The organism is Mycobacterium sp. IDUB_5 (genome assembly GCF_055419565.1).
The window spans coordinates 63007-87211 of the sequence record NZ_JBVAXX010000010.1 but is presented as its reverse complement, the minus strand read 5'-3'; the positions used below and the strand labels follow the sequence as shown (position 1 = coordinate 87211).

At 68.1% G+C, this 24205-nt stretch carries 18 protein-coding genes; 9 read left to right on the top strand and 9 right to left on the bottom strand.

Translation table 11 applies throughout. The features are described from left to right. Together car and gabT are read right to left on the bottom strand one after the other, a co-directional pair. A complete protein-coding gene (gene car / locus ACZY1G_RS27455; protein ID WP_463824123.1) occupies positions 1-3495 on the bottom strand; it encodes a carboxylic acid reductase in 3495 nt (1164 codons plus the stop codon). Between the two features lie 216 nt (positions 3496-3711). Further along, positions 3712-5052, bottom strand: a complete 1341-nt coding sequence (gene gabT, locus ACZY1G_RS27450) for a 4-aminobutyrate--2-oxoglutarate transaminase (RefSeq protein WP_463824122.1) — start codon at positions 5050-5052, stop codon at positions 3712-3714. Positions 5053-5333: 281 nt separating this feature from the next. Here gabT and yajC point away from each other — a divergent pair, with 281 nt between their 5' ends. The 6 genes from yajC to ACZY1G_RS27420 all read left to right on the top strand — a co-directional run bounded on the left by yajC (position 5334) and on the right by ACZY1G_RS27420 (position 13517). Beyond that, positions 5334-5690, top strand: a complete 357-nt coding sequence (gene yajC, locus ACZY1G_RS27445; RefSeq protein WP_463816599.1) for a preprotein translocase subunit YajC — start codon at positions 5334-5336, stop codon at positions 5688-5690. Positions 5691-5774: 84 nt separating this feature from the next. Further along, positions 5775-7598, top strand: a complete 1824-nt coding sequence (secD, locus tag ACZY1G_RS27440; protein ID WP_463824121.1) for a protein translocase subunit SecD — start codon at positions 5775-5777, stop codon at positions 7596-7598. Between the two features lie 3 nt (positions 7599-7601). Beyond that, positions 7602-8891 (top strand): protein translocase subunit SecF, encoded by a 1290-nt coding sequence (gene secF / locus ACZY1G_RS27435; RefSeq protein WP_463816596.1) that lies wholly within the window; start codon positions 7602-7604, stop codon positions 8889-8891. 15 nt (positions 8892-8906) lie between these two features. Next, positions 8907-10568 carry an ABC transporter substrate-binding protein gene (locus ACZY1G_RS27430; protein WP_463816595.1) on the top strand — a complete coding sequence of 554 codons (1662 nt, stop codon included), beginning with the start codon at positions 8907-8909 and terminating at the stop codon, positions 10566-10568. Then, the gene (locus tag ACZY1G_RS27425) at positions 10550-11098 is read left to right on the top strand and encodes an adenine phosphoribosyltransferase (RefSeq protein ID WP_463824120.1); all 549 of its coding nucleotides are present in this window, start codon (positions 10550-10552) and stop codon (positions 11096-11098) included. Before ACZY1G_RS27430 ends, ACZY1G_RS27425 begins: the two co-directional genes overlap by 19 nt. Positions 11099-11138: 40 nt before the next feature. After that, complete coding sequence (locus ACZY1G_RS27420; RefSeq protein ID WP_463816593.1) at positions 11139-13517, top strand: RelA/SpoT family protein; 2379 nt, start codon at positions 11139-11141, stop codon at positions 13515-13517. Between the two features lie 3 nt (positions 13518-13520). On the opposite strand, the gene ACZY1G_RS27415 is transcribed toward ACZY1G_RS27420, so the two are convergent. Beyond that, positions 13521-14414 (bottom strand): peptidylprolyl isomerase, encoded by an 894-nt coding sequence (locus tag ACZY1G_RS27415; protein ID WP_463816592.1) that lies wholly within the window; start codon positions 14412-14414, stop codon positions 13521-13523. Between the two features lie 118 nt (positions 14415-14532). Between ACZY1G_RS27415 and ACZY1G_RS27410 the strand changes: the two genes are divergently transcribed. Beyond that, positions 14533-15213 carry an MBL fold metallo-hydrolase gene (locus ACZY1G_RS27410; protein WP_463824119.1) on the top strand — a complete coding sequence of 227 codons (681 nt, stop codon included), beginning with the start codon at positions 14533-14535 and terminating at the stop codon, positions 15211-15213. Continuing rightward, complete coding sequence (gene hisS / locus ACZY1G_RS27405) at positions 15210-16469, top strand: histidine--tRNA ligase (protein WP_463816590.1); 1260 nt, start codon at positions 15210-15212, stop codon at positions 16467-16469. Before ACZY1G_RS27410 ends, hisS begins: the two co-directional genes overlap by 4 nt. A 22-nt stretch (positions 16470-16491) precedes the next feature. On the opposite strand, the gene urtE is transcribed toward hisS, so the two are convergent. From urtE to urtA, 5 genes are read right to left on the bottom strand one after another with little or no spacing between them, the layout of a single operon-like run. Further along, positions 16492-17187, bottom strand: a complete 696-nt coding sequence (gene urtE / locus ACZY1G_RS27400) for an urea ABC transporter ATP-binding subunit UrtE (protein ID WP_463816588.1) — start codon at positions 17185-17187, stop codon at positions 16492-16494. Next, a complete protein-coding gene (gene urtD, locus ACZY1G_RS27395; RefSeq protein WP_463824117.1) occupies positions 17184-17999 on the bottom strand; it encodes an urea ABC transporter ATP-binding protein UrtD in 816 nt (271 codons plus the stop codon). The genes urtE and urtD overlap by 4 nt, the downstream gene beginning before the upstream one ends. After that, positions 17996-19096 (bottom strand): urea ABC transporter permease subunit UrtC, encoded by a 1101-nt coding sequence (gene urtC / locus ACZY1G_RS27390; protein ID WP_463816586.1) that lies wholly within the window; start codon positions 19094-19096, stop codon positions 17996-17998. The genes urtD and urtC overlap by 4 nt, the downstream gene beginning before the upstream one ends. Further along, on the bottom strand, positions 19093-19977 hold the full coding sequence (gene urtB, locus ACZY1G_RS27385) for an urea ABC transporter permease subunit UrtB (RefSeq protein ID WP_463816585.1): 885 nt from the start codon (positions 19975-19977) through the stop codon (positions 19093-19095). The genes urtC and urtB overlap by 4 nt, the downstream gene beginning before the upstream one ends. A gap of 4 nt (positions 19978-19981) precedes the next feature. After that, positions 19982-21247 (bottom strand): urea ABC transporter substrate-binding protein, encoded by a 1266-nt coding sequence (gene urtA / locus ACZY1G_RS27380; protein ID WP_463816584.1) that lies wholly within the window; start codon positions 21245-21247, stop codon positions 19982-19984. A gap of 276 nt (positions 21248-21523) precedes the next feature. On the opposite strand from urtA, the gene ACZY1G_RS27375 reads away from it, so the two are divergent. After that, complete coding sequence (locus ACZY1G_RS27375) at positions 21524-21955, top strand: hypothetical protein (protein ID WP_463816583.1); 432 nt, start codon at positions 21524-21526, stop codon at positions 21953-21955. A 1-nt stretch (position 21956) separates the two neighbouring features. Here ACZY1G_RS27375 and helR read toward each other — a convergent pair whose 3' ends face one another. Beyond that, a complete protein-coding gene (gene helR, locus ACZY1G_RS27370; protein ID WP_463824115.1) occupies positions 21957-24149 on the bottom strand; it encodes an RNA polymerase recycling motor ATPase HelR in 2193 nt (730 codons plus the stop codon). Positions 24150-24205 lie beyond the last annotated feature (56 nt).

The following is a 24205-nucleotide window of genomic DNA, read 5'->3' as shown; positions in this document are numbered from 1 at the left end:
TCAGAGCAGTCCCAACAGCTCCAGATCGGTGACGTACTTGACGATCACCTCTCGGGTGACGTGGGGGATGTCCTTGTCGGGCCCGATCTTGGCCTCCTGCACCGCCGTCCGGAACCGGTCGGTGGGTGCGATGGAGCCCGGGATCGGGGTCTCCGGCCGCTGGTAGTTGTGCAGCAGCGGCAGTAGCGACGCCTGACGCTTGCGCTCGGGCAGGGCGTTGATCGCCGAGGTGAACCGGGCGAGCCAGGTGGCGTAGTCACCCACCCGGCGCACCGGGTAGCCCGCCTCGATCAACCAGTCGACGAACTCGTCGAGGCCGATGCCGTCGTCGTACGGGTTCATCACATGGTAGGTCTCGAACCCGCTCTCCGACTCGCGAGCCACCGCGGCACCCAGCGTGGAAATCGCTTCGGCGATGAACTCGACCGGCAGCCCGTCGTAGTGGGCGCGCGGCCGCTGACCGTCGGCGTCGAGCTGGTAGAACGACTCCGGAGCCACGCCCGTGGCGACGAGGCTGAACATCAACCGGGTGAACATGTCCGGCAGGTTCAGCTGACCGGCGTAGGTGGTGTCGGCCAGGATCATGTCGCAGCGGAACACCGAGACCGGCAATCCGCACAGGTCGTGAGCCTCGCGCAGCAGAACCTCGCCGGCCCACTTGCTGTTCGAGTAGCCGTTGGCGTAGCTGTCGTCGACCTTGCGCACCGCGCTGATCTCACGGATGTCGCCGTCCTCGATGAACCTGCCCGGCTCGATCCCGGCGCCCACCCCGATCGTCGAGACGTAGGCGAACGGCTTCTGGCGGGTGGTCAGGGCGAGACGGATCAGTTCGACGGTGCCGACAGCGTTGGGGCCGAACAGCTCGCTGTAGGGCAGGACGTGGTTGACCAGCGCGGCCGGGTCGACGATCAGGTCGACGGTGTCGGCGAGGCGCTGCCACACCTGCGGGTCGAGGCCCAGATCGGCTTCACCCTTGTCGCCGGCCAGCACCTCGAGATGGTCGGCGGCCAGGGAGCGGTAGTGCTCCAACAGCTGCTGATCGCCGCTGTCGAACGTCGCGTCGAGGCGGGCCCGCGCGGCGTCGTCGTCCTTGGCGCGGACCAGGCAGATCACCTTTCCGTCGACGAGGTCCATCCGCTCCAGCCAGTCCAGGGCCAGGTAGCGGCCCAGGAATCCGGTGGCGCCGGTCAGCAGCACCGTGCGAACCTCGGCGCTCGGTCCGGGCAACGAGGTTGCCGCAGAGAGGGTTTCGGCGTCGATGAACTTGTCGAGCGTCAGATCGCTGGCGCGGGCTTCGGTGGCACCCGCGCCGTGCACGCCGGTGAAGGTGGGCCGCTTCGCGCCGGGCTGACGCTGCGTCTCGATGTAGGCCGCCAGCGAGGCGAGATCGGTGGCAGGGCTGACGATCACACCGACCGGCACCTCGACGTCGAAGATGTCACGCAGCAGGTTGCCGAATGTCAACGCCGACAACGAATCTCCACCGAGATCGGTGAAGTGGGCGTCGGGCTGCACATCGGTGGCCGCGGTGCCGAGCAGGGCGGCCGCCGCGCGGCCGACTGTCTCGAGCACCGGCCGGTTCGCGCCCTCGGCGCGCAGCGTGCGCATCTCGTCGGCCTGCCCCTCGGCCAATTCGGCGTACAGGGCTTCGAGTTGGTCGCCGTAGCGCTCCTTGAGCCTCGGCCGGGCCAGCTTGCGGATGCCGGTGAGCAGACCGTTCTCCAGCGTGAACGGGGTCTCCTCGATCAGGAAGTCGCGGGGGATCTCGTAGGACTGCAGATCGGCCGCGCGGGCGACGTCCTGCAGCGACTCGGCGATCAGGGCTTTCGCGTCGTCGCGGGCCAGCACGTCTTCGGTCGGCACGACCACGGCCAGCAGGTAGGACCGGGCACTGTTGCCGTACACGTAGATCTGACGGATTCGCGGGCTGTCGCCGAACACCGCTTCGAGCTTCGAGACGGCGACGAACTCACCCTGGGAGAGCTTCTGCACGTTGTTGCGACGGTCGAGGTAGACGACCTGATCAGGGCCGGTCTCGGCGACCACGTCGCCGGTGCGGTAGTAGCCGTCGGGGTCGAACATCTCGGCGGTGACCTCGGGCCGCTTGTAGTAGCCGGGGAACAGGGTCTCGGACTTGACCAGCAATTCGCCGCGCGGGTGCGGACGGTCGGTGGTGAAATAGCCGAGGTCCGGGACGTCGACGAGCTTGTAGTCGGTCACCGGCGGACGCTGGATCTGTCCGTCGACGAACACCGCTCCGGCCTCGGTCGAGCCGTAGCCGTCGGTCAGGTGCAGGTCGAGGAGGTCTTCGACGAAGGTCCGCATCTCGGGTGACAGCGGCGCCGAGCCGGTCATCGCCATCACGTAGCGGCCGCCGATGAGGCTCTGGCGCAGATCGGCGTAGACGTCGTCGAGGCCGTCGGGTCGGCGGTCCACTTCCTTGGCGACCTCGGCGGCGATGGTGTCCCAGATGCGCGGAACGAAGGTCAGCTGGGTCGGGCGAACCAGTGCGAGGTCTTCCAGGAACGTCGAGAGATCACTGCGCGCAGCGAAATACGCGGTACCGCCGGCGCCGAGCGTGCCGTAGAGCAGACCGCGGCCCATCATGTGGCTCATCGGCATGAAGTTCAGCGTGATCGACGGCGTCGACTGCTCGCCGCCCCACGTCGAGCGACCGGACCGGCGCCACGCGTTGGCGACCAACCGCTCCGGGTACATCGCGCCCTTGGGGGCACCGGTGCTGCCGGAGGTGTAGATCAGCAGGAGAAGCGGATCCTTCTCGGGTGAGGTGAATGGCTGTGCCGCAGGCAAAGTCGCGCCGTGGGCCAGCACCTCGGCGAGCGTGACGACCTCGACGGAGCGGCCGGCGTCAGCGAGGCGGGCACGTGCGTCGGCGACGGCGTCGCGGTGATCGTCGACCTCGGCGCGGTGATCGAACACGATGAGGCGGCCCACCGACTCGGCGTCGCGGACGAGGTCGACGGCGTCAGCGAGATGGTCGACGGACGCGGCGAACACCACGGGCTCGGTCTCGGCGACGATTGGCCGCAAGGTCGCCTCGGGTGCGCTGGTCTGCAGTGGCACCGACACCGCGCCGGCCAGCGCGAGCGTCGTGTCGATCACGGCGTAGTCGACGCTGGTGAAGCCGAGGACGGCGACGCGGTCGCCGGGATTCACATCGGTCAGTGCGGCGAGCAGCTGGTGGATGCGGGTGGACAGTTCGGCGTAGGTGATGGTGTCGAAGTGGGGGAGGAGCTTGGCCTCGGTGCGTCCGGTCTGCGGGTCGGTGACCAGGTCGACGGCGCGCTGGCCGAGAGCGGGGCGCTCGGCGTAGCCGTCGAGCGCGGTGGCGATGATGTCCGGTAGACGCAGCTCCGGGTGATCGAGGTTTTCGGCGATCGTGTCATCGGGCACGGCCGCGGCGAACTCGGGATCGGTGGCCAGCAGGTCGTCGATGCGGCGGGCGAGTCGTTCTTCACGGGTATCAGTCGGCATCAGTAATCCTTTGAGAACACGTTGTCGGTGGGGGCGCATTCGCGCGTCCACCAGAAAACTACGTTAGTAAAACTAAGCGTATTCCGACAAAGGACCTTTTGCGGCTGTCAGGTTGCTGTGAATCGCTGCCGCGGACCGCAAAACGGCTCTGCTGCAGCTGATTCCGTGGTCCGGATCACAGTTTCGCGCGGTCCGACTGTTAGCCAGTGAGGCCGGTCACATGTCGCGCAGCAGCAACTCGAGGACGTCGAGGGCCTCGTTGAGCAACTCGTCACTGATCGTCAGCGGCGGCAGGAAGCGCAGCACGTTGCCGAAGGTGCCGCACGTCAGCACGATCACGCCGGCCTGGTGGGCAGCCGTGCTGAGCTTCTTGGTCAGCTCTGCGTCCGGCTCGAGTGTGCCGGCCTTGACCAGTTCGACCGCGATCATGGCGCCGCGCCCGCGGACGTCGCCGATGCGGTCGTCCTCGGCCTGCAGACGGCCGAGCCGGTCCTTCATCAACGATTCGATCTCCTTGGCGCGCCCCACGAGCCCGTCGTCCTCGATCGTCGCGATCGTGGCCAACGCGGCCGCGCATGCCACCGGGTTGCCACCGTAGGTACCGCCCAGGCCCCCGACGTGGGGAGCATCCATGATCTCGGTGCGACCCGTCACCGCCGAGAGCGGCATGCCACCGGCGATGCCCTTGGCCGTCACGATCAGGTCGGGCACGATGCCCTCGTGCTCGCAGGCGAACATCGCGCCAGTGCGCGCGAAGCCGGTCTGCACCTCGTCGGCGATGAACACCACACCGTTGTCGCGGCACCACTGCAGCAGCGTGGGCAGGAAGCCCTCGGCGGGCACGATGAATCCGCCCTCGCCCTGGATCGGCTCGATGATCACCGCGGCCAGGTTGGCGGCGCCGACCTGCTTGTCCATCATCGTGATGGCCCGCCGGGCGGCGAGCTCACCGTCGGTGGCCAGCTCCTTGCCGAACTCCGCGTCGCGGAACGGATAGGACAGCGGCGCCCGGTAGATCTCCGGGGCGAACGGACCGAAACCGTGCTTGTAGGGCATCGACTTGGCGGTCAGCGCCATCGTGAGGTTGGTCCGGCCGTGGTAGGCGTGGTCGAACGCTACGACCGCCTGCCTGCCCGTGTAGGTGCGGGCGATCTTGACGGCGTTCTCGACGGCTTCGGAGCCGGAGTTGAACAGCGCCGAGCGCTTGTCGCCATCCCCGGGGGTGAGGCGGTTCAGCGCCTCGGCGACGGCCACGTACCCCTCGTACGGGGTCACCATGAAACAGGTGTGCGTGAACTGGGCGGCCTGGTCGCGTACGGCGTCGACCACCCGCGGCGACGCATTGCCCACGGTGGTGACGGCGATGCCCGAGCCCATGTCGATGAGGCGGTTCCCGTCGACGTCTTCGACGATTCCGCCGAAGGCGCGAACTGCGTAGACGGGCATGGTGTTGCCGATGCCGCTGGCCACCGCCGCCGTCTTGCGCGCGATCAGCTCCTGCGAGCGCGGGCCGGGGATAGCGGTGGCGAGGTGGCGGCTCTGTTCGAGAACGCTCAACTCAAGGACCTCCTGTGACGATGGGCCGCTGACCTTCCGAGCCTAGTCGGTCCCCCTACCGATCCGTCGAGAACCAGGGGTCGATACGCCGGGTTCGGTGGCAGAGGTCGATCGCGACGACGAAATCCGTCGGTCCGAGCCGCCGTTCGGCGGGGGAAGGCGGGCGTGGCGGCCGCAATGGCACACTGGTCAACGAATTCCTTCATGAATGCGGCCCTCCGACGGGTTCGGAGGGGCCGCCGAGAAACAGACCGCAACGAAACAGAAGAGACACTGCTGCCATGGACCTGTTCGTCTTCCTGCCCCTGCTCATCATCATGGGCGCCTTCATGTACTTCGCGTCGCGGCGTCAGAAGAAGGCCATGCAGGCCACGATCGACCTGCACAACTCGCTGACCGTCGGCGACGAGGTGCACACCACCTCAGGCCTGCGCGGGCGGATCACCGGTATCTCCGACGACGAAGTGGACCTGGAGATCGCGCCGGGCGTGGTGACCACCTGGATGAAGCTCGCCGTGCGCGACCGCGTCACCGAGGACGCCGACGAGCTCGAGGACGACGACGAGGACTTCCCGGTCGAGCCGGCCTCCGGGGCGACCGAGCTGAGCGACCGGCCCAACACGAAGACTGACAGCTGACGTATCAGCCGCGGCACGTACCCTTTGCGGGTCACCGCGCCGTCGCGGTACCTGACGACCTGACCCCGAGGAGACTGTAGAGACGTGGCATCGTCTTCGACGCCGGTGCATGCTGCCCGCTACCTGGCCCTGTTCCTGGCATTGCTGATCGGTGCCTACCTGTTGGTGTTCCTCACCGGTGACAAGAAGGCCGAGCCCAAGCTCGGTATCGACCTGCAGGGCGGCACCCGCGTGACGCTGACCGCCCGCACCCCGGACGGCTCACCGCCCTCACGTGATGCGCTCAACCAGGCGCAGCAGATCATCAGTGCCCGCGTCGACGGTCTGGGCGTGTCCGGGTCCGAGGTGATCATCGACGGCCAGAACCTCGTGATCACCGTTCCGGGTAACGACACCAGCGAAGCGCGCAATCTGGGCCAGACGGCACGGCTCTACATCCGTCCCGTGATCCACGCGATCCCGGCCGCCGGTCAGGGGCCGCCCGAGCAGGCGGGGCCGGGCGGTGCTCCTGCCGGCGCACCGGGTGCGCCCCCCGGCGCTGTTCCGGGTCTGCCGCCGGGTGCGGCCGTGCCCGGCCTGCCGCCAGGTGCAGGCGGGCCTCCCGGTGGCCCCGACGCCGACATCCCCGGGCTGCCGCCGTTGGAGCCGCAGGCGCCCGCGCCGGCACCTCAGCCGCGTCCGTTCCCGCAGCAGCCCGCGCCCAGCCCGAGCCCGGCTCCCGCGCCGAATCCGGCACCTCCGGGGCCGACGACGTCGCCCGCACCGGGGGCACCGCCCGCGCCGGGTGGCAAGAACGTGCCGCTGGCGCAGCGCATCCAGGACGAGAAGCGGCTGCGGCAGAGTTCCGAGCAGGCCATCCAGATCCTCGCCCTGCAGTTCCAGGCCACCCGCTGCGGTGACGACGACGTGCTGGCCGGCAACGACGACCCGAACCTGCCGCTGGTGACCTGCTCGCAGGACGGCAAAGAGGTCTACCTGCTGGACAAGTCGATCATCAGCGGTGAGGGCATCGCCAACGCCACCTCCGGCTTGGACCAGCAGCGCGGCGAGTACGTCGTCGACGTCGAGTTCAAGAGCGATGCCGCCAAGACGTGGGCGGACTTCACCGCGGCCAACGTCGGTACGCAGACGGCGTTCGTGCTGGACTCCAAGGTCGTCAGCGCGCCCGTCATCAACGAGGCGATCCCCGGCGGACGCACCCAGATCACCGGCCAGTTCACCGCCGACTCGGCACGCGAACTCGCCAACGTGCTGAAGTACGGCTCGCTGCCGCTGTCGTTCGAGTCCTCGGAGGCGGAAACGGTATCGGCCACGCTGGGCTTGTCGTCGCTGCGCGCCGGTCTGATCGCCGGCGCGGTGGGGCTGGTGGCGGTGCTGCTGTACTCGCTGCTCTACTACCGGGTGCTCGGCCTGCTGGTGGCGCTGTCACTGGTGGCCTCGGGCGCGATGGTGTTCGCGATCCTGGTGCTGCTCGGGCGCTACATCAACTACACGCTCGACCTGGCGGGTATCGCCGGTCTGATCATCGGTATCGGCACCACGGCCGACTCGTTCGTGGTGTTCTTCGAACGCATCAAGGACGAGATCCGCGAGGGCAGATCGTTCCGGTCGGCGGTGCCACGAGGCTGGACGCGTGCCCGCAAGACGATCATGTCGGGCAACGCGGTGACGTTCCTGGCCGCGGCGGTGCTGTACTTCCTCGCGGTCGGCCAGGTGAAGGGCTTCGCGTTCACGCTGGGCCTGACCACCATCCTCGACGTGGTCGTCGTGTTCCTGGTGACCTGGCCGCTGCTGTACTTCGCGTCCAAGTCACCGACCATGGCCAAGCCGTCGCTGAACGGCCTCGGCGCCGTCCAGCAGATCGCGCGCGAACGCCGAGCGGCCGCACACGCGGCGGGACGGGGATAACGCATGGCACGCAGTAGTTCACATCGGCGCGACGGCGCCGTCGAGTCGACCGCGGTGGAGGCGCCCGACCTCGAAGCCAGTGGCGCCGACGCGCCCAAGCACGGCTTCTTCGTCCGCCTCTACACCGGCACCGGCGCTTTCGAGGTCATCGGGCGCCGCAAGCTGTGGTACGCGGTCAGCGGGATCATCGTCGCGATCGCCCTCGGCGCGATCGTGTTGCGCGGCTTCACTTTCGGCATCGACTTCGAGGGCGGCACCAAGGTGTCGTTCCCGCGCGGAGAGGGGCAGGCCACCTCAGCGCAAGTCGAGACGGTGTTCAACAACGCCATCGGCAAGCCGCCGGAGTCGGTGGTCGTCGTCGGTAGCGGTGGGTCGGCGACGTTCCAGATCCGCTCGGAAACGCTGAGCAATGACGAGACCGAGGCACTGCGCACTGCACTCTTCGACGAATTCCAGCCCAAGGGTGCCGACGGCCAGCCGAGCAAGCAGGTGATCAGCGACTCGGCGGTGTCGGAGACGTGGGGCGGTCAGATCACGCAGAAGGCTCTGATCGCGCTCGTGGTGTTCCTGGTGTTGGCGGCCATCTACATCACTGTGCGCTACGAGAGATACATGGCCGTCGCCGCGTTGCTGACGCTGGTGTTCGACCTCGTGGTCACGGCAGGGGTGTACGCGCTCGTCGGGTTCGAGGTCACGCCTGCCACCGTGATCGGTCTGCTGACCATCCTCGGCTTCTCGCTCTACGACACGGTCATCGTGTTCGACAAGGTCGAGGAGAACACCGAGGGCTTCGAACACACCACCCGCCGGACGTTTGCCGAACAGGCGAACCTCGCCGTCAACCAGACGTTCATGCGATCGATCAACACGAGCTTGATCTCGGTGCTGCCGATCATCGCGCTGATGGTGATCGCGGTGTGGCTGCTGGGCGTCGGCACGCTGATGGACCTGGCGCTGGTCCAGCTCGTCGGCGTGATCGTGGGTACCTACTCGTCGATCTTCTTCGCCACGCCCCTGCTGGTCAGCCTGCGTGAGCGCACCGACCTCGTCAGCAAGCACACGCGCCGGGTGCTCAACCGCCGCAAGACCGTCGCTGCCAAGGCTGGTGCCGGGGACGGGGTGTTCGACGACGAGGCCGACGCACCAGCGGCATCGGAACCCGAGCCCGCGCGGGTCGTCACCACGCCGGCCGGACCGCCGCCGGACAAGCCCGCCCCTGGGGCTCGACCGATCCGGCCGACCTCGAGCCGGACGGGCCGGCCGTCGGGTAAGCGAAGCACCGGAAAGCGCTAGGGAGCGGTAGGTCCGATGGCCCACCGCACCCGTGCGTGCCGTGTCAGTGTCATAGCGGCGGTCTTCGCCGTGGTGGGGACGTTCGGTCTCTCGGCGTGCTCGTCGGGCGCCGCGGACGCGATCGACTACGCGATCGACGGCACGCTCTCGACGTACAACACCAACACCGTGGCCGGCGCCGCCTCAGGCGGCTCGCAGGCGTTCGCGCGGGTGCTGACCGGGTTCAACTACCACGGTCCCGACGGCCAGATCGTCGGCGACCACGACTTCGGCACCATCGCGGTCGTGGGGCGCAGCCCGCTGGTCCTGGACTACGAGATCACGCCGGCGGCCGTCTACTCCGACGGCAAGCCGATCACCTGCGACGACATGGTGCTGGCGTGGGCGGCGCAGTCGGGCCGCTTCCCGACCTTCGATGCCGCCAGCAGGGCCGGCTACACCGACATCGCGACCATCGACTGCACTCCGGGCCAGAAGAAGGCCCGTGTCAGCTTCGCCCAGGATCGGGCGTTCACCGACTACGGGCAGCTGTTCGCGGCGACGTCGATGATGCCCTCGCACGTCATCGCCGACGAACTCGGGCTCGGCGACGGCGGCGTGACCAAGGCCCTGCTCGGCAGCGACGGACCCGCGGTCGAGCGGATCGCCCAGGCGTGGAACACGACCTGGAACCTGACCCCGGATCTGGACCTCAAGCGATTCCCGTCGTCGGGGCCGTACCGCATCGACTCCGTCACCGGCGATGGCGCGGTGGTGCTGGTGGCCAACGACAAGTGGTGGGGCACCAAGCCCGTCACCGTCAAGGTCACTGTGTGGCCGCGCCGCTCGGATCTGCAGGACCGAGTCAACGAGGGCGCCTTCGACGTCGTCGACATCGCGGCCGGGTCGGCGGGCAGCCTGAACCTGCCCGACGACTACACCCGTTCCGATTCGGCATCGGCGGGCGTCGAGCAGCTGATCTTCGCCCCGCAGGGGCCTCTGGCCGCGGTGCCTGCGCGCCGCGCCGTCGCCCAGTGCACGCCGCGCGACGTCATCGCCCGCAATGCGTCGGTGCCGCCGGCCAACTCGCGGCTCAACGCCGCGGCCGAGGACGCCTACTCCGGTGCGGAAGCCACGCCCCAGGTCAACGACTTCGCGGTCGCCAACCCCGACGCCGCGCGCGCCTCGCTGGGCAACCAGCCGCTGACGGTGCGCATCGGGTACCAGTCGCCCAACGCCCGGCTAGCCGCCGCCGTCGGCGCGATGGCGAAAGCGTGCGCGCCTGCGGGCATCACGGTGCAGGACGCCGCGGGGGAGAACGTGGGCCCACAGTCTTTGCGCGACAACAGCATCGACGTGTTGATCGCCAGCACCGGCGGGGCAACGGGCAGCGGATCGACAGGCTCCTCGGCGATGGACGCCTATACCCTGCACAGCGGGGACGGCAACAATCTCCCTCGGTATGCCAACGAACGCATCGACGGCATCATCTCGACGTTGGCGGTGACCTCGGACCCCAAGGAGATCGCCCGGTTGCTCGCCGAGGCCGGTCCGATCCTGTGGGGCGACATGCCAACCCTGCCGCTGTACCGTCAGCAGCGCACGCTGCTCGCGTCGACGAAGATGTACGCGGTGAGCGCCAATCCGACGCGCTGGGGCGCGGGATGGAACATGGACCGATGGAAGCTGAGCCAGTGAGTCAGACGCGTGACGTCGGCCAGGTGATCTCCTCGCTGCTGCGCGAGGTGCCCGACTTTCCCGAGCCGGGTGTGCTGTTCAAGGATCTGACGCCGGTGCTGGCCGATGCCAGGGGTCTGGCCGAGGTGAGCGCCGCGATGGCCGACATCGCCCGCGGCGCCGACCTCGTGGCCGGAGTCGACGCCCGCGGATTCCTGCTCGGCGGCGCCGTGGCGATCTCGCTCGGCATCGGCGTGCTCGCGGTCCGCAAGGGCGGCAAGCTGCCGCCGCCGGTGATCAGTGAGACCTACACCCTCGAATACGGCACCGCCACGCTGGAGGTGCCCGCCGACGGCGTCGAGTTGGCCGGCCGCACCATCGTGGTGATCGACGACGTGCTGGCGACCGGGGGAACACTGGCGGCCACCCATCAGTTACTCACCGCAGCGGGGGCAACGGTCAGCGGCGCCATCGTGATGCTCGAACTGTCGGCCTTGGGCGGCCGGTCGGTGCTCGAACCCTTGCCGGTCACGGCCTTGCACACCGTGTGACCGGATATCCTGCGAAGAGCAGCAATAAGCGGAGGTGAGCATGGCCAACGAGATCCAGGCAGATCCGCGCGCGAACCAGGCCGTGCAGACGCCCCCGCCTCCACCGGCCGGGCCCGAGACCCAGCCGATGGAGCTGCCCCGGACCGAAGCGGCCAAGGCGACCAGCGCGTCGCGGCGGGTGCGGGCCCGCCTCGCCCGCCGGATGACCTCCCAGCGCAGCGCCGTCAACCCGGTGCTGGAACCGCTGGTGTCGGTGCACCGGGAGATCTACCCCAAAGCCGACCTGACCCTGTTGCAGAAGGCCTACGAGGTCGCCGAGCAGCGGCACGCCGACCAGCTGCGCAAGTCGGGTGACCCCTACATCACCCATCCGCTGGCGGTGGCCAACATCCTGGCCGAGCTCGGCATGGACACCACCACGTTGATCGCGGCGCTGCTGCATGACACCGTCGAGGACACCGGCTACACCCTGGAGGCGTTGACCGCCGAGTTCGGTCCGGAGGTCGGCCACCTCGTCGACGGCGTGACCAAGCTGGACAAGGTGGCGCTGGGCACCGCGGCCGAGGGCGAGACGATCCGCAAGATGATCATCGCGATGGCGCGCGATCCTCGCGTGCTGGTGATCAAGGTCGCCGACCGGCTGCACAACATGCGCACGATGCGCTTCCTGCCGCCCGAGAAGCAGGCCCGCAAGGCTCGCGAAACACTGGAAGTCATTGCGCCCCTTGCTCATCGGCTCGGTATGGCGACGGTAAAGTGGGAGCTCGAGGACCTGTCGTTCGCGATCCTGCACCCCAAGAAGTACGAGGAGATCGTGCGGCTGGTCGCCGATCGGGCGCCGTCGCGCGACACCTACCTGGCCAAGGTGCGTGCCGAGATCACCAACACGCTGAACGCGTCGAAGATCAACGCCGTCGTCGAGGGCAGGCCCAAGCACTACTGGTCGATCTATCAGAAGATGATCGTCAAGGGTCGCGACTTCGACGACATCCACGACCTGGTCGGCGTGCGGATTCTGTGCGACGAGCTGCGCGACTGCTACGCCGCCGTCGGTGTGGTGCACTCGCTGTGGCAGCCGATCGCGGGCCGGTTCAAGGATTACATCGCCCAGCCTCGCTTCGGGGTGTACCAGTCGTTGCACACCACGGTCGTCGGTCCGGAGGGCAAGCCGCTGGAGGTGCAGATCCGCACCACCGACATGCACAAGACCGCCGAGTACGGCATCGCCGCGCACTGGCGCTACAAGGAAGCCAAGGGGCGCAACGGAGTTCCGCCCAGCCACACCGCCACCGAGCTCGACGACATGGCGTGGATGCGGCAGCTGCTCGACTGGCAGCGGGAAGCCGCCGACCCCGGCGAGTTCCTGGAGTCGCTGCGTTACGACCTCGCGGTGCAGGAGATCTTCGTGTTCACCCCGAAGGGCGACGTCATCACGCTGCCCACCGGGTCCACGCCCGTCGACTTCGCCTACGCCGTGCACACCGAGGTGGGGCACCGCTGCATCGGTGCCCGGGTCAACGGTCGGCTCGTTGCGCTGGAGCGCAAGCTCGAGAACGGGGAAGTGGTCGAGGTCTTCACGTCCAAGGCTGCCAACGCCGGGCCGTCGCGGGACTGGCAGACGTTCGTCGTGTCGCCGCGCGCCAAGGCCAAGATCCGGCAGTGGTTCGCCAAGGAGCGTCGTGAAGAGGCGCTGGAATCAGGCAAGGACGCGATCGCGCGCGAGGTGCGCCGCGGCGGACTTCCGTTGCAGCGCTTGATGAATGCCGAGACCATGGCGGCGCTTGCTCGTGAGCTGCGCTACCTCGACGTCTCCGCGCTCTACACCGCGGTCGGTGAGGGCCACGTGTCGGCCCGCCACGTCGTGCAGCGGTTGGTCGCCCAGATCGGCGGCGACGACGAGGCGGCCGACGAGCTGGCCGAGCGCTCGACACCGGCGACCATGCCGGTGCGGCAGCGCACCAGCGACGACGTCGGCGTGGCGGTTCCGGGCGCGCCCGGGGTGTTGTGCAAGCTCGCCAAGTGCTGCACGCCGGTGCCGGGCGACATCATCATGGGGTTCGTCACCCGTGGCGGCGGGGTGAGCGTGCACCGCACCGACTGCACGAACGCCTCGTCGCTGGAGCAGCAGTCCGAACGGATCATCGACGTGCAGTGGGCGCCGTCGCCGTCGTCGGTGTTCCTGGTCGCCATCCAGGTCGAGGCGCTCGATCGGCACCGGCTGCTGTCCGACGTCACGCGGGTGCTCGCCGACGAGAAGGTGAACATCCTCTCGGCGTCGGTGACGACGTCCAACGACCGGGTAGCGATCAGCCGGTTCACCTTCGAGATGGGTGACCCCAAGCATCTGGGCCACGTGCTCAATGTGGTCCGCAACGTGGAGGGCGTCTACGACGTCTACCGCGTCACCTCAGCTGCCTGAGTCTCAGTCCAGCTGGAGCTTCTTGATCGTGACGTCGAGCTTGGGTGCGCCGTCCTCGCCGCCCTCTTTGGTGCCGGCCGCGGCGATCTTGTCCAGCGTCGCCAGACCGGTCTGGTCGATGGTGCCGAACACGGTGTAGTTCGGCGGCAGCGTCGAATCCTTGTAGACCAGGAAGAACTGGCTGCCGTTGGTGCCCGGTCCGGCGTTGGCCATCGCGAGCGTGCCGCGCGGGTAGATCACCGGCTGCTGCAGCTTCGGATCGTCAGGCTGGTACTGGTCGGTCGGATACTCGTTGGCGAACTGGTAGCCCGGCCCGCCGGTGCCCTGGCCGGTCGGATCGCCGCACTGCAGCACAGCCAGACCCTCGCTGGTGGTCAGCCGGTGGCAGGGGGTGTTGTCGAAGAAGCCCTTGTTGGCCAGGCTGGCGAAGCTGTTCACCGTGCACGGCGACTTCGCGTTGTCGAGCTGCAGGCCGAGGTTGCCCTGGTTGGTCTCCATGCTGGCGCTGACCTGGGCGGGGTCCGTCGGCACCTTGCCCGAGCGGGGCGCCTCGACGGGCTTGCTCGCGGGCTCGGGGGACTTCGGGTACTGGCAGTTGCTGCCCAGTCCCTCGGGCGCGGCGAACGGGGGCAGCGCGCCCGGCTTGCCCGGCTCCGGGGCGTCGAGCGGCGAGGCCGCCTCAGAGGTCGACGTGCTGGCCGGGGCGGCGGTCGGGGTGCCGCTGTCGCGGTTGGTCAGCACGATGGTCGCCACGACGGCGGCGATCACGACGACCGCCGCTGCGGCCGACCCGATGATCGTGTACAGGCGGCGTTTGCGGTCCCGCTCGGCACGCCGTTCGAGTTGGCGCTCGAGCTTGCGCTTGGCGGCGGCTCGCCGTTGTTCGTTCGTCGGCACGGGCCGGGTCCTCCTCGGGGTCGATCAGGTCGGCACCGAGTGTGCCAGGACGAGCTGAGACAGCTCCTGTGACCCCTCGTGAACTGCGCGTCGGGCTCGGCATGGGAAGCTGGACGGCGTGTTGATCACCGGATTCCCCGCCGGGGTCCTGGCGTGCAACTGCTACGTGCTGGCGCCCAAACAGGACGCCGATGCGATCGTCGTCGACCCCGGCCAACGCGCGATGGGGCCGTTGCAGCGCATCCTCGACGAGAACCGCCTCACTCCGGCGGCGGTGCTCCTCACCCACGGGCACATCGACCACATGTGGTCGGCGCAGAAGGTCGCCGACACCTACGGCTGCCCCACCTACATCCACCCGGCCGACCGGTACATGCTGAAAGACCCCGTGAAGGCGCTCGGGCAGGGCTTCGTCGTCGGGCTGGCGTCACTCGCGGTCGCGCCGCTGTTCCGCGAGCCGCGCCAGGTCGTCGAACTCGACCGTGACGGCGACAAGCTCGACCTCGGCGGAATCACAGTGGTCGTCGACCACACCCCGGGCCACACCCAGGGTTCGGTGGTCTTCCGCGTCGAGGACCCGTCGCACAGTGAGCTGGCCTTCACCGGCGACACCCTGTTCAAACAGTCGGTGGGCCGCACCGATCTGCCCGGTGGCAGCGGTCGTGATCTGCTGACCTCGATCGTGACAAAACTGTTGGTGCTCGACGACGACACGCTGGTATTACCAGGGCACGGCGAGCGCAGCACCATCGGCGCCGAGCGCCGCACCAACCCGTTCCTCGAAGGTTTGACGACGTGACCGATTTCAAGGCGCCCAAGGGCGTCCCCGATTACTTCCCACCCGATTCCGCGGAGTTCGTCGCGGTGCGCGCCGCGCTGCTCGGTGCCGCTCGCCGCGCCGGGTACGGCGACATCGAGTTGCCGATCTTCGAGGACACGGCGTTGTTCGCCCGCGGCGTGGGGGAGTCCACCGACGTCGTCTCCAAAGAGATGTACACCTTCGCCGACCGCGGGGAGCGCTCGGTGACGCTGCGTCCTGAGGGGACGGCGGGCGTCATGCGCGCGGTGATCGAGCACGGCCTCGACCGGGGCCAGCTGCCGGTGAAGCTGTGCTACTCGGGCCCGTTCTTCCGGTACGAGCGGCCGCAGGCCGGCCGCTACCGGCAGCTGCAGCAGGTCGGGGTGGAGGCGATCGGCGTCGACGATCCGGCGCTCGACGCAGAGGTGATCGCGGTGGCCGACGCGGGGTTCCGTTCGCTGGGGCTCGACGGCTTCCGGCTCGAGATCACCTCTCTCGGTGACGACACCTGTCGACCGCAGTATCGAGAGTTGTTGCAGCAGTTCCTGTTCGGCCTGGACCTCGACGAGGAGACGCGCCGCCGGGCGGAGATCAACCCGTTGCGTGTGCTCGACGACAAGCGCCCGCACGTCAAGGAGATGACTGCCGACGCGCCGTTGATGCTCGATCACCTCTCCGAGGTGGCCAAGGCGCATTTCGACACGGTGCTGGCGCACCTGGACGCGCTGGGGGTGCCGTACGTGATCAATCCGCGGATGGTGCGCGGGCTGGATTACTACACGAAGACGACGTTCGAGTTCGTCCACGACGGCCTGGGTGCGCAGTCCGGGATCGGCGGCGGCGGCCGCTACGACGGGTTGATGGGCCAGCTGGGTGGCCGTGACCTGTCGGGCATCGGCTTCGGGTTGGGTGTGGACCGCACACTGCTGGCGTTGCGTGCCGAGGGCAAGACGGCCGGCGAGACCGCGCGTGTCGACGTGTACGCGGTGCCGATGGGTGTCGACGCCAAGGTGCGGCTCGCGGTGCTGGCGGCGCAGCTGCGTGCCGCGGGCGTGCGGGTCGACGTGGCTTACGGGGATCGCAGCCTCAAGGGCGCGATGAAGGGTGCTGACCGGTCGGGCGCCTCGATCGCGCTGGTCGCGGGGGACCGCGACCTGGAGGCGGGCACGGTCGGGGTGAAGGCGTTGACGACGGGCGAGCAGGTCGACGTCGCCGTCGAGGACGTGGTCGCCCACGTGCTGTCGCAACTGGCCTGACTCTCCCCGCTCGAGGGAGAAGTCAGATGGCCATTGCGGCGCGCACGTCGGCTTCGGAGGCCGAGCCGCCCGTGCCGCTCGAGGTGATCCGGCCGGCCTCGATGATGTAGTAGCGCTGAGAGGATTCGAGCGCGAACCCGATGTGCTGCTCGACCAGCAGCACGCCCAGATCCCCGCGCGCGGTCAGTGCGGTGATGGCCGCCTCGATCTCGGCGACCACCGACGGCTGGATGCCCTCGGTGGGCTCGTCGAGGATCAGGCACTTCGGCGACGTGATCAGCGCGCGGGCGATCGCGAGCTGTTGACGCTGGCCGCCGGAGAGCAGGCCCGCGCGCCGGGTCAGCAGCTCCTTGAGCGCAGGAAACAGGTCGAGTTGCTCGTCGATCAGCGCCTTGCCGTTCTTGCGCCCGTCGGCCACCACCTGAAGATTCTCCGCAGTGGTCAGCTGACCGAACGACTGCTGCCCCTGTGGCACATAGGCCAATCCCCGTGCCACGCGGGCGCTGGGCCGCAGCTTGGTGATGTCCTCCCCGTCGAAACGCACTGTGCCGCCCGAGCATTTGAGCAGGCCGACGGCCGCGCGCAGCAGCGTGGTCTTGCCGGCGCCGTTGTGCCCCATGACGGCGGCGACGCCATCGGAGGGCACCTCCAGGCTCACCCCGTGGATCACGGTGCTGCGGCCGTAGCCGGTGCGGACGTCGACGAGTTCGAGTGTCACGAGATTCCTTCCGCGCCTGCGGCAGCGGTGCCGAGGTAGACCTCCTGGACCTTGGGATCGGCCTGCACCTCCGCCACCGAGCCTTCGGCGATGACCTGTCCCCGCGCCAGCACCGTCACCGAGGTGGCGAACGCCCGCATGAAGTCCATGTCGTGTTCGACGACGACGACCGTGCGCTCGGCCCCGATGCGCCGCAACAGGTTTCCGGTCTCTTCACGTTCCTCGGTGCTCATTCCCGCCACCGGTTCGTCGAGCAGCAGCACGTCGGAGTTCTGCACCAGCAGCATGCCGATCTCCAGCCACTGCTTCTGCCCGTGGGCCAGCACACCCGCGGGCCGCTCGGCGAGCTCGGTCAGGCCGATGGTGTGCAGGGTCTGCTCGATGATCGGCAGCACGCCGGAGCGTCGCCGCAGCAGTGCCCACGCCGAACGCCCCGCGCCGGCGGCGATGTCGAGGTTCTGCAGAACCGTGAGCTGTTCGAAGACGCTCGCGGTCTGGAACGTGCGTCCCACTCCGCTGCGGGCGATCTGGTGCACCTTCTTGCCGAGCAGCTCCACCCCGGACTTGTTCACCGAACCGGTCGCCGACACCAGCCCGGTGATCGCGTCGATCACGGTCGTCTTGCCGGCGCCGTTGGGCCCGATCAGGAAGCGCAGATCGCCCTGGAACAGCGTCAGGTCGACGTCGCTGACGGCCTTGAAGCCGTCGAAATCGACTGTCAAGCCGCGCACTTCGAGGTACTGCGTGCCCATCCCGGCGTTGCCGCCCTCGACGGGCTCCTTGCCCGCCGTCGCGGCATCGACCTCGGTCATGAACTCACCCCCACTTTCTCCTCGTCGGGAGCGGTGTCCTCGGCCGGCGCGGCGGCCTTCTTCCGCCGCCGGCGCAGCACCACACCGAGGCCAGCGAGGCCCGCGGGGAAGAATCCGACGACGACGATGAACAGCAGGCCCTGGGCGTACGTCCATTCCGACGGGAACCGTTCGGAGAACAGGGTTTGCGCCCACGCCACGCCGATGGCCCCGAGCACCGGGCCGAGCAATGTGGTGCGGCCGCCGATCGCGACGCCGATCAGGAACGCGATCGAGGGCAGGATGCCGACCTGAGACGGCGCGATGAACCCGACGATGGGCGCGAACAGCGCACCGGCGATGCTCGCGAACAGTGCGGCGACGGTGTAGGCGACCACCTTGATGTTGGCCGGGTCGTAACCGAGGAACCGCACACGCTCCTCGCCGTCACGCACCGCCACGAGCAGCTCGCCGTAGCGGCTCTGCATGAGCTGGCGCACGACGGCGACGACGAGCAGCAGCACCGCGGCGGCGATGAAGTACAGCATCCGGCGGTTCACCGGATCGTTGAGTGTGAACCCGAAGAACGTGCGAAACCTGTTGAGCCCGTTGGACCCGCCGAGGCCTGTCTGGCCGACCAGCAAGATGGCGAGTGCAGCCGCCAGCGCCTGCGACAGGATCGCGAAGTAGGCGCCCTTGACCCTGCGCTTGAACACACCGAAGCCCAGTGCGGCGGCGATCGCCGTGGGAAGCAGGACGATGGCCACGAGCGTGACCGCGGGTGAGGCGAACGGCTGCCAGTACGACGGCAATTCACGGATGCCTTGGATCTGCATGAAGTCGGGCACCTCGTCGCCGCGCAGCTGCGCGTCGGCGATCTTGAGGTGCATCGCCATCAGGTAGCCGCCGAGCCCGAAGAACACGCCCTGGCCCAGCACCAGCATGCCGCCGCGACCCCACGCCAGTCCGATACCGGCGGCGACGATCGCGAAGCACAGGAACTTGCCGAGCAGGCTGAGCCGAAAGTCCGACAGCAGCGCGGGGGCGATGACGAACAGGACCAGCGCGGCGATCCCGAAGCCGGCCCACGTCTGCCAGCGGCCGATGAGGGTTCTCACACCAAACTCCTTGTCCGGACGGTGAACAACCCCTGTGGACGCACCTGCAGGAAGATCACGATGATCACGAACACGACGACCTTGGCCAGAGACGCGGTCGTGTTGTATTCGATGAACGAGTTCAAGAAGCCCAGCGCAAGCGCCGCGATCACGGTGCCCTTGATCTGTCCGAGCCCGCCGACCACCACCACGAGGAACGCGTCGATCAGATAACTCTGGCCGATCGTCGGACTGGTGGAGCCGATGAGCGTCAGCGCCACACCGGCCACGGCAGCCAGGCCCGAGCCGATGAAGAACGTGGTGATGTCGGTGCGTCGGGACGAGATGCCGCTGGTCTCGGCGAGGTCGCGGTTCTGCACGACCGCGCGGATGCGCCGGCCCATGGGGCTGACCTTGAGCACTGTGGCCAGCACCGCGACGCACACCACGGCCAGTACCAGGATGAAGATGCGGGTCTTTGGCACCACGGCGCCGAGGATCTCCACGCCGCCCGAGAGCCATTCCGGTGCGACGACGTTGACGGCGGGGGCGCCGAAGATGTCGCGCGCCACCTGCTGCAGGATCAGGCCGACACCGAACGTGACCAACAGGGTGTCCAGCGGCCGGTCGTACATCCGTTGGATCAGTCCCACCTCGAGCGCCACGCCCATCGCACCGCCGATGAAGAACCCGATGACCAGCGAAATGATCAGGGATACACCGGCACTGGAGATCACCTGCTGCACCACGTAGGCGGTGTAGCAGCCGGCCATGATGAACTCGCCGTGCGCCATGTTGATGACGCCCATCTGGCCGAACGTCAGCGACAGACCCAGAGCGGCCAGCAACAGGATCGAGCCGAGGCTCAATCCTGTTGCCAGCTGTCCGATCAGGACATCCATCGGGTCAGCCGGAGAGGCCGGCGGCCCACGGGTAGGACTTCAGGAACGGATCGGGCTCGATCGGGCCGGGGGACTGCCACACGGTGTAGATGAGTCCGTCGGGCCGGATCTCGCCGATGCGGGCGGTTTTGGTGATGTGGTGGTTCTCGCCGTCGATCGTCACGAGGCCTTCGGGCGCGTCGAACGTGACGCCGCCGGCGTTGTCCTGAATCGCCTTGGTCTCGAACGACTTCGCCTTCTCGACGGTGTTCTTCCACAGGTACACCGAGGTGTAGGCGGCTTCCATCGGGTCCGACGTCGGCTTGTTCGCGCCGTAGGCCTTCTTGTAGGCGTCGACGAACTTCTTGTTCACCGGGGTGTCGATGGTCTGGTAGTAGTTCCAGGCCGTCAGCTGCCCCGTGATGTTCTGCACGCCGATGCCGCCGACCTCTTCCTCGGCGATGGACACCGACACGACCGGCATCTGCTGCGGGGTCAGGCCGACGTTCTTGTACTCGCGGAAGAACGCGACGTTCGAATCGCCGTTGAGGGTGTTGAACACGGCGTCGGCGTCAGCGGTGCGGACCTTGTTGACGATGGTCGAGAAGTCCGTCGAACCCAGCGGCGTGTAGTCCTCGCCCTTGATCTCGATGCCGTTGGCGCCCGCGTAGGCCTTGATGATGCGGTTGGCCGTCTGGGGGAACACGTAGTCGCTGCCCACCAGGTAGAGCGACTTGACGCCCTTCTCCTTGAGGTAGTCCAGCGCAGGCACGATCTGCTGGTTGGTGGTGGCGCCGGTGTAGAAGATGTTCGGCGACGATTCCAGGCCCTCGTACTGCACCGGGTAGTAGAGCAGCGAGTTGTTGGACTCGAAGACGGGCAGCATGGCCTTGCGGCTGGAGGAGGTCCACCCGCCGAACACCGCGGCCACGCAGTCGCTGCTGATGAGCTTTTCGGCCTTCTCGGCGAACACGGTGGGTTCGGACGCGCCGTCCTCGCCGACGAGCTGGATCTGCTTGCCCATCACCCCGCCGGCGGCGTTGATCTCGTCGACGGCCAGCTTGATGGAGTCACGGACCGTGACCTCGGAAATCGCCATCGTGCCCGACAGTGAGTTCAGCGATCCGACCTTGATGGTGGACCCGGAGGTGTCCACGCACGACGCCGCATTTGCTGAATCTGACTCACTCGCCTTGCTTCCACAGCCTGCTACCAGCAAGCTGACCGCCGCGACGATGCTCCCCGCGGCGAGCGCGGTGCGCCGGGACGGGTGGCGCCGAGGATGCTCCATAGAGGGCCTTTCTGATGGTCGACAGTGTTTACCCGGGTTCACCTGCGCAGAACATGCAGTGTCGCCATGGGTGGGCGACGGGTGAACGCGGGATTGTCGACACGGGTCGGTGTCGATTCCGGACGTTAGAGCGCCCGTGTTTCTGTCAAATGTCTGTGTGTGACGGCACGGTTAACCTGTTGGCTGGCGCGGGAGTTGGTTTGCCGTTCACCGGCTATGGGGCCACACCGAGCGAAGGCCGGTAACGGTTGGGTACCGTCGGGCGATGTGATCGACATGCGAACAGCTACAGCCAAGGTTGGGGTGTCCCTGATGGTCGCGGCCGCGTCCGTGCTCGGGTCCACCGCGGTGAGTCCCGGTGTCGCCAGTGCGCAGCCGGCCGGTCATCAGGTGCGTTACACGATCAGCACCGCCGGCCCGTACCAGTTCGACGTGACGTATCTGGTGAACCAGCCGACGGACAAGGCGGCCTACAACGCCGACGCCTACGCCTACATCAAGCGCGATTCCGTCACCATCGCACCCGGACAGCCGTGGACGTTCGAGACCACGCTGAGCGATCCGCAGTGGGCGTACGTGTGGGCGAGCAGCACCACCAAGGGCGGGCAGGCGGCGCCTAATGCGCACTGCGAGGTCGCCGTCGACGGGCAGATCGTGATCCAGGGCGATCACCCCTACAGCCCGCTGTGCCAGGGCGCCCAGTGGTGAGCTAACCCGTTCGCTGCTCGGTCAGTCCGCGCAGCGCCTCGGGCAGAGCTCCGCTGTGTAGCACGCCGAGCCGCTGGGTGGCGCGGGTCAGTGCCACGTACAGGTCAGCGGCCCCGCGCGGGCCGTCGGCCATGATCGTCTCCGGGGAGACGACGAGCACCGCGTCGTACTCCAGCCCCTTGGTGTCCGCGGGTGCGACCGCGCCCGGGGTGCCGGGCGGACCGATGACCACGCTGGTGCCTTCCATTGCCGCCTCGGTGCGCACGAATTCTTCGATGGCAGAAGTCAGTTGGTCCTCGGTGACGCGGCGTGACCACGGCGCCACCCCGCACGAGCGGACCGATTCGGGCGGTGTCACATCCGGGGCGAACTCGGCGAGCACCGCGGCGGCGACGGCCATGATCTCGCTCGGGGTGCGGTAGTTCGTCAGCAGCGGGCGGTACAGCCACCGCTGGTTGACATACGGCTCGAGCATCGACTGCCAGGACGTCACGCCGGCGGCGGAGCGGCGCTGGGCCAGATCCCCGACGATCGTGAACGACCGGCGCGGGCAACGCCGCATCAGCACCCGCCACTCCATCGCGGAGAGCTCTTGGGCTTCGTCGACCACGACGTGCCCGTACGTCCAATCCCGATCTGCGGCAGCACGTTCGGCGAGGTCGCGGGTGTCGCGTTGTTCGAAGCGCTCGGCGAGCTCTTCGGCCGCGATCACGTCGGAAGCCAGCAGCTGGTCCTCGTCGTCCATGAGGTCCTCGCGGCCGATCATCAGGTCCAGCACCCCGGCGGCGTAGGCGGCTTCCTCGCGGCGATCCTTCTCCGCGGCCGCCTCGGCCTTCTTGTCGCGACCCAGCAGGTCGACCAGTTCATCGAGCAGCGGCACGTCGGACACCGTCCACGCCTGCCCATCGGTGCGCAGCAGGATCGGGTCAGCGCCGGCAGCACTCAGCCGCTCAGGGGACGAATACAGCTCGGCCAGAAGCATTTCGGGTGTCAGCATCGGCCACAGCCGGTCGAGCGCCGCGGCGAAGCCGGCGTGATCGTCGAGTTCCTCGACCAGTTCCGAGCGCAGGTGCTCCCACGCGTTGCGGTCCTCTCGGGTCAACCAACCCTTGCCGATCTTGGCGATCGCGCGTTCGGTCAGCGCCCACGTCAGCACGTCGGCGAACACCGCCCTGGCGTCGTTGTGGGTTTTTCCGCTGGCGCGGGCCTCGTCGACGGCCCACTGCGCGATGTCCGGGTCGATGCGCACGGAGACATCGGCCAAGTCGATCGGGATCGGCTCGGCCGGAACGCGCTGCCGGTCGGCGACGGCCGCCGTGAGCACCTTCAGCATGTCGAGGGCGCCCTTCACCCGGGTGACATCGGGGGTGTCCCGGGCGGCGACCCCCAGTCCCGGATACAGGTCGCCGGTGGTCATGAACACGACATTGGTCTCACCCAGGGACGGCAGCACACGCCCGACGTGGTCCAGGAACGCCGCGTTGGGGCCGACGACGAGAACGCCGTGGCTCTCCATGCGTTTGCGCTGGGTGTAGAGCAGGTAGGCCACCCGGTGCAGCGCGACGACGGTCTTGCCGGTGCCCGGGCCGCCTTCGATGACCAGCACCCCGGCGTGGTCGAGACGGATGATCTCGTCCTGCTCGGCCTGGATGGTGGCGACGATGTCGCGCATGCCCTCACCGCGCGGCGCGTTGACCGCGGCGAGGAGCGCCGCGTCGCCGGTGCCCCGGCCGTCGAGATCTTCTGCGGCGTCAGGGCGGCCGAGGATCTCGTCGGTGAAGTCGAGCACACGGCGGCCCATGGTGTGGAACTGGCGGCGACGCCGCATGTTCTCCGGCGACGCACCGGTGGCGACGTAGAACGCGCGGGCGGCCGGCGCCCGCCAGTCGACGAGCAGCGAGGTGAAGTCATCCGCCTCGTCGAGGATGCCGATGCGTCCGACGTAGATCGTCTCCCCGTCGATGCTGTCGAGCCGGCCGAAGCACAGGCCGCTGTCGGCGACGTTGAGCCGGGCCATCTGTCGCGCCAGTGCGCGCACCTCGGCATCGCGTTCGACGAGGGTGCCGCCGGTGCCCCGCAGGGCGCCGCGGTAGCGGTCCCTGACCCGGATGCGTTCGGCATCGAGGCGGTCGTAGAGCGTGGCGACATAGCGCTGTTCGGAGGCGAGTTCGGTGTTGTAGCCGTCAGTCGACATGGTGCCAACCACGCTACTTGCTTGACACTGGTTCGAACATGTGTTCGCATGGTGGT

Bases quoted from the DNA above. Each gene is read 5' to 3' on its own strand.
- helR (WP_463824115.1), bottom strand. From the start codon at position 24,149: ATGTCGACTGACGGCTACAACACCGAACTCGCCTCCGAACAGCGCTAT.
- ACZY1G_RS27430 (WP_463816595.1), top strand. From the start codon at position 8,907: ATGGCCCACCGCACCCGTGCGTGCCGTGTCAGTGTCATAGCGGCGGTC.
- ACZY1G_RS27375 (WP_463816583.1), top strand. From the start codon at position 21,524: ATGCGAACAGCTACAGCCAAGGTTGGGGTGTCCCTGATGGTCGCGGCC.
- car (WP_463824123.1), bottom strand. From the start codon at position 3,495: ATGCCGACTGATACCCGTGAAGAACGACTCGCCCGCCGCATCGACGAC.
- secF (WP_463816596.1), top strand. From the start codon at position 7,602: ATGGCACGCAGTAGTTCACATCGGCGCGACGGCGCCGTCGAGTCGACC.
- ACZY1G_RS27420 (WP_463816593.1), top strand. From the start codon at position 11,139: ATGGCCAACGAGATCCAGGCAGATCCGCGCGCGAACCAGGCCGTGCAG.
- urtB (WP_463816585.1), bottom strand. From the start codon at position 19,977: ATGGATGTCCTGATCGGACAGCTGGCAACAGGATTGAGCCTCGGCTCG.
- urtD (WP_463824117.1), bottom strand. From the start codon at position 17,999: ATGACCGAGGTCGATGCCGCGACGGCGGGCAAGGAGCCCGTCGAGGGC.
- ACZY1G_RS27425 (WP_463824120.1), top strand. From the start codon at position 10,550: ATGGAAGCTGAGCCAGTGAGTCAGACGCGTGACGTCGGCCAGGTGATC.
- urtA (WP_463816584.1), bottom strand. From the start codon at position 21,247: ATGGAGCATCCTCGGCGCCACCCGTCCCGGCGCACCGCGCTCGCCGCG.
- yajC (WP_463816599.1), top strand. From the start codon at position 5,334: ATGGACCTGTTCGTCTTCCTGCCCCTGCTCATCATCATGGGCGCCTTC.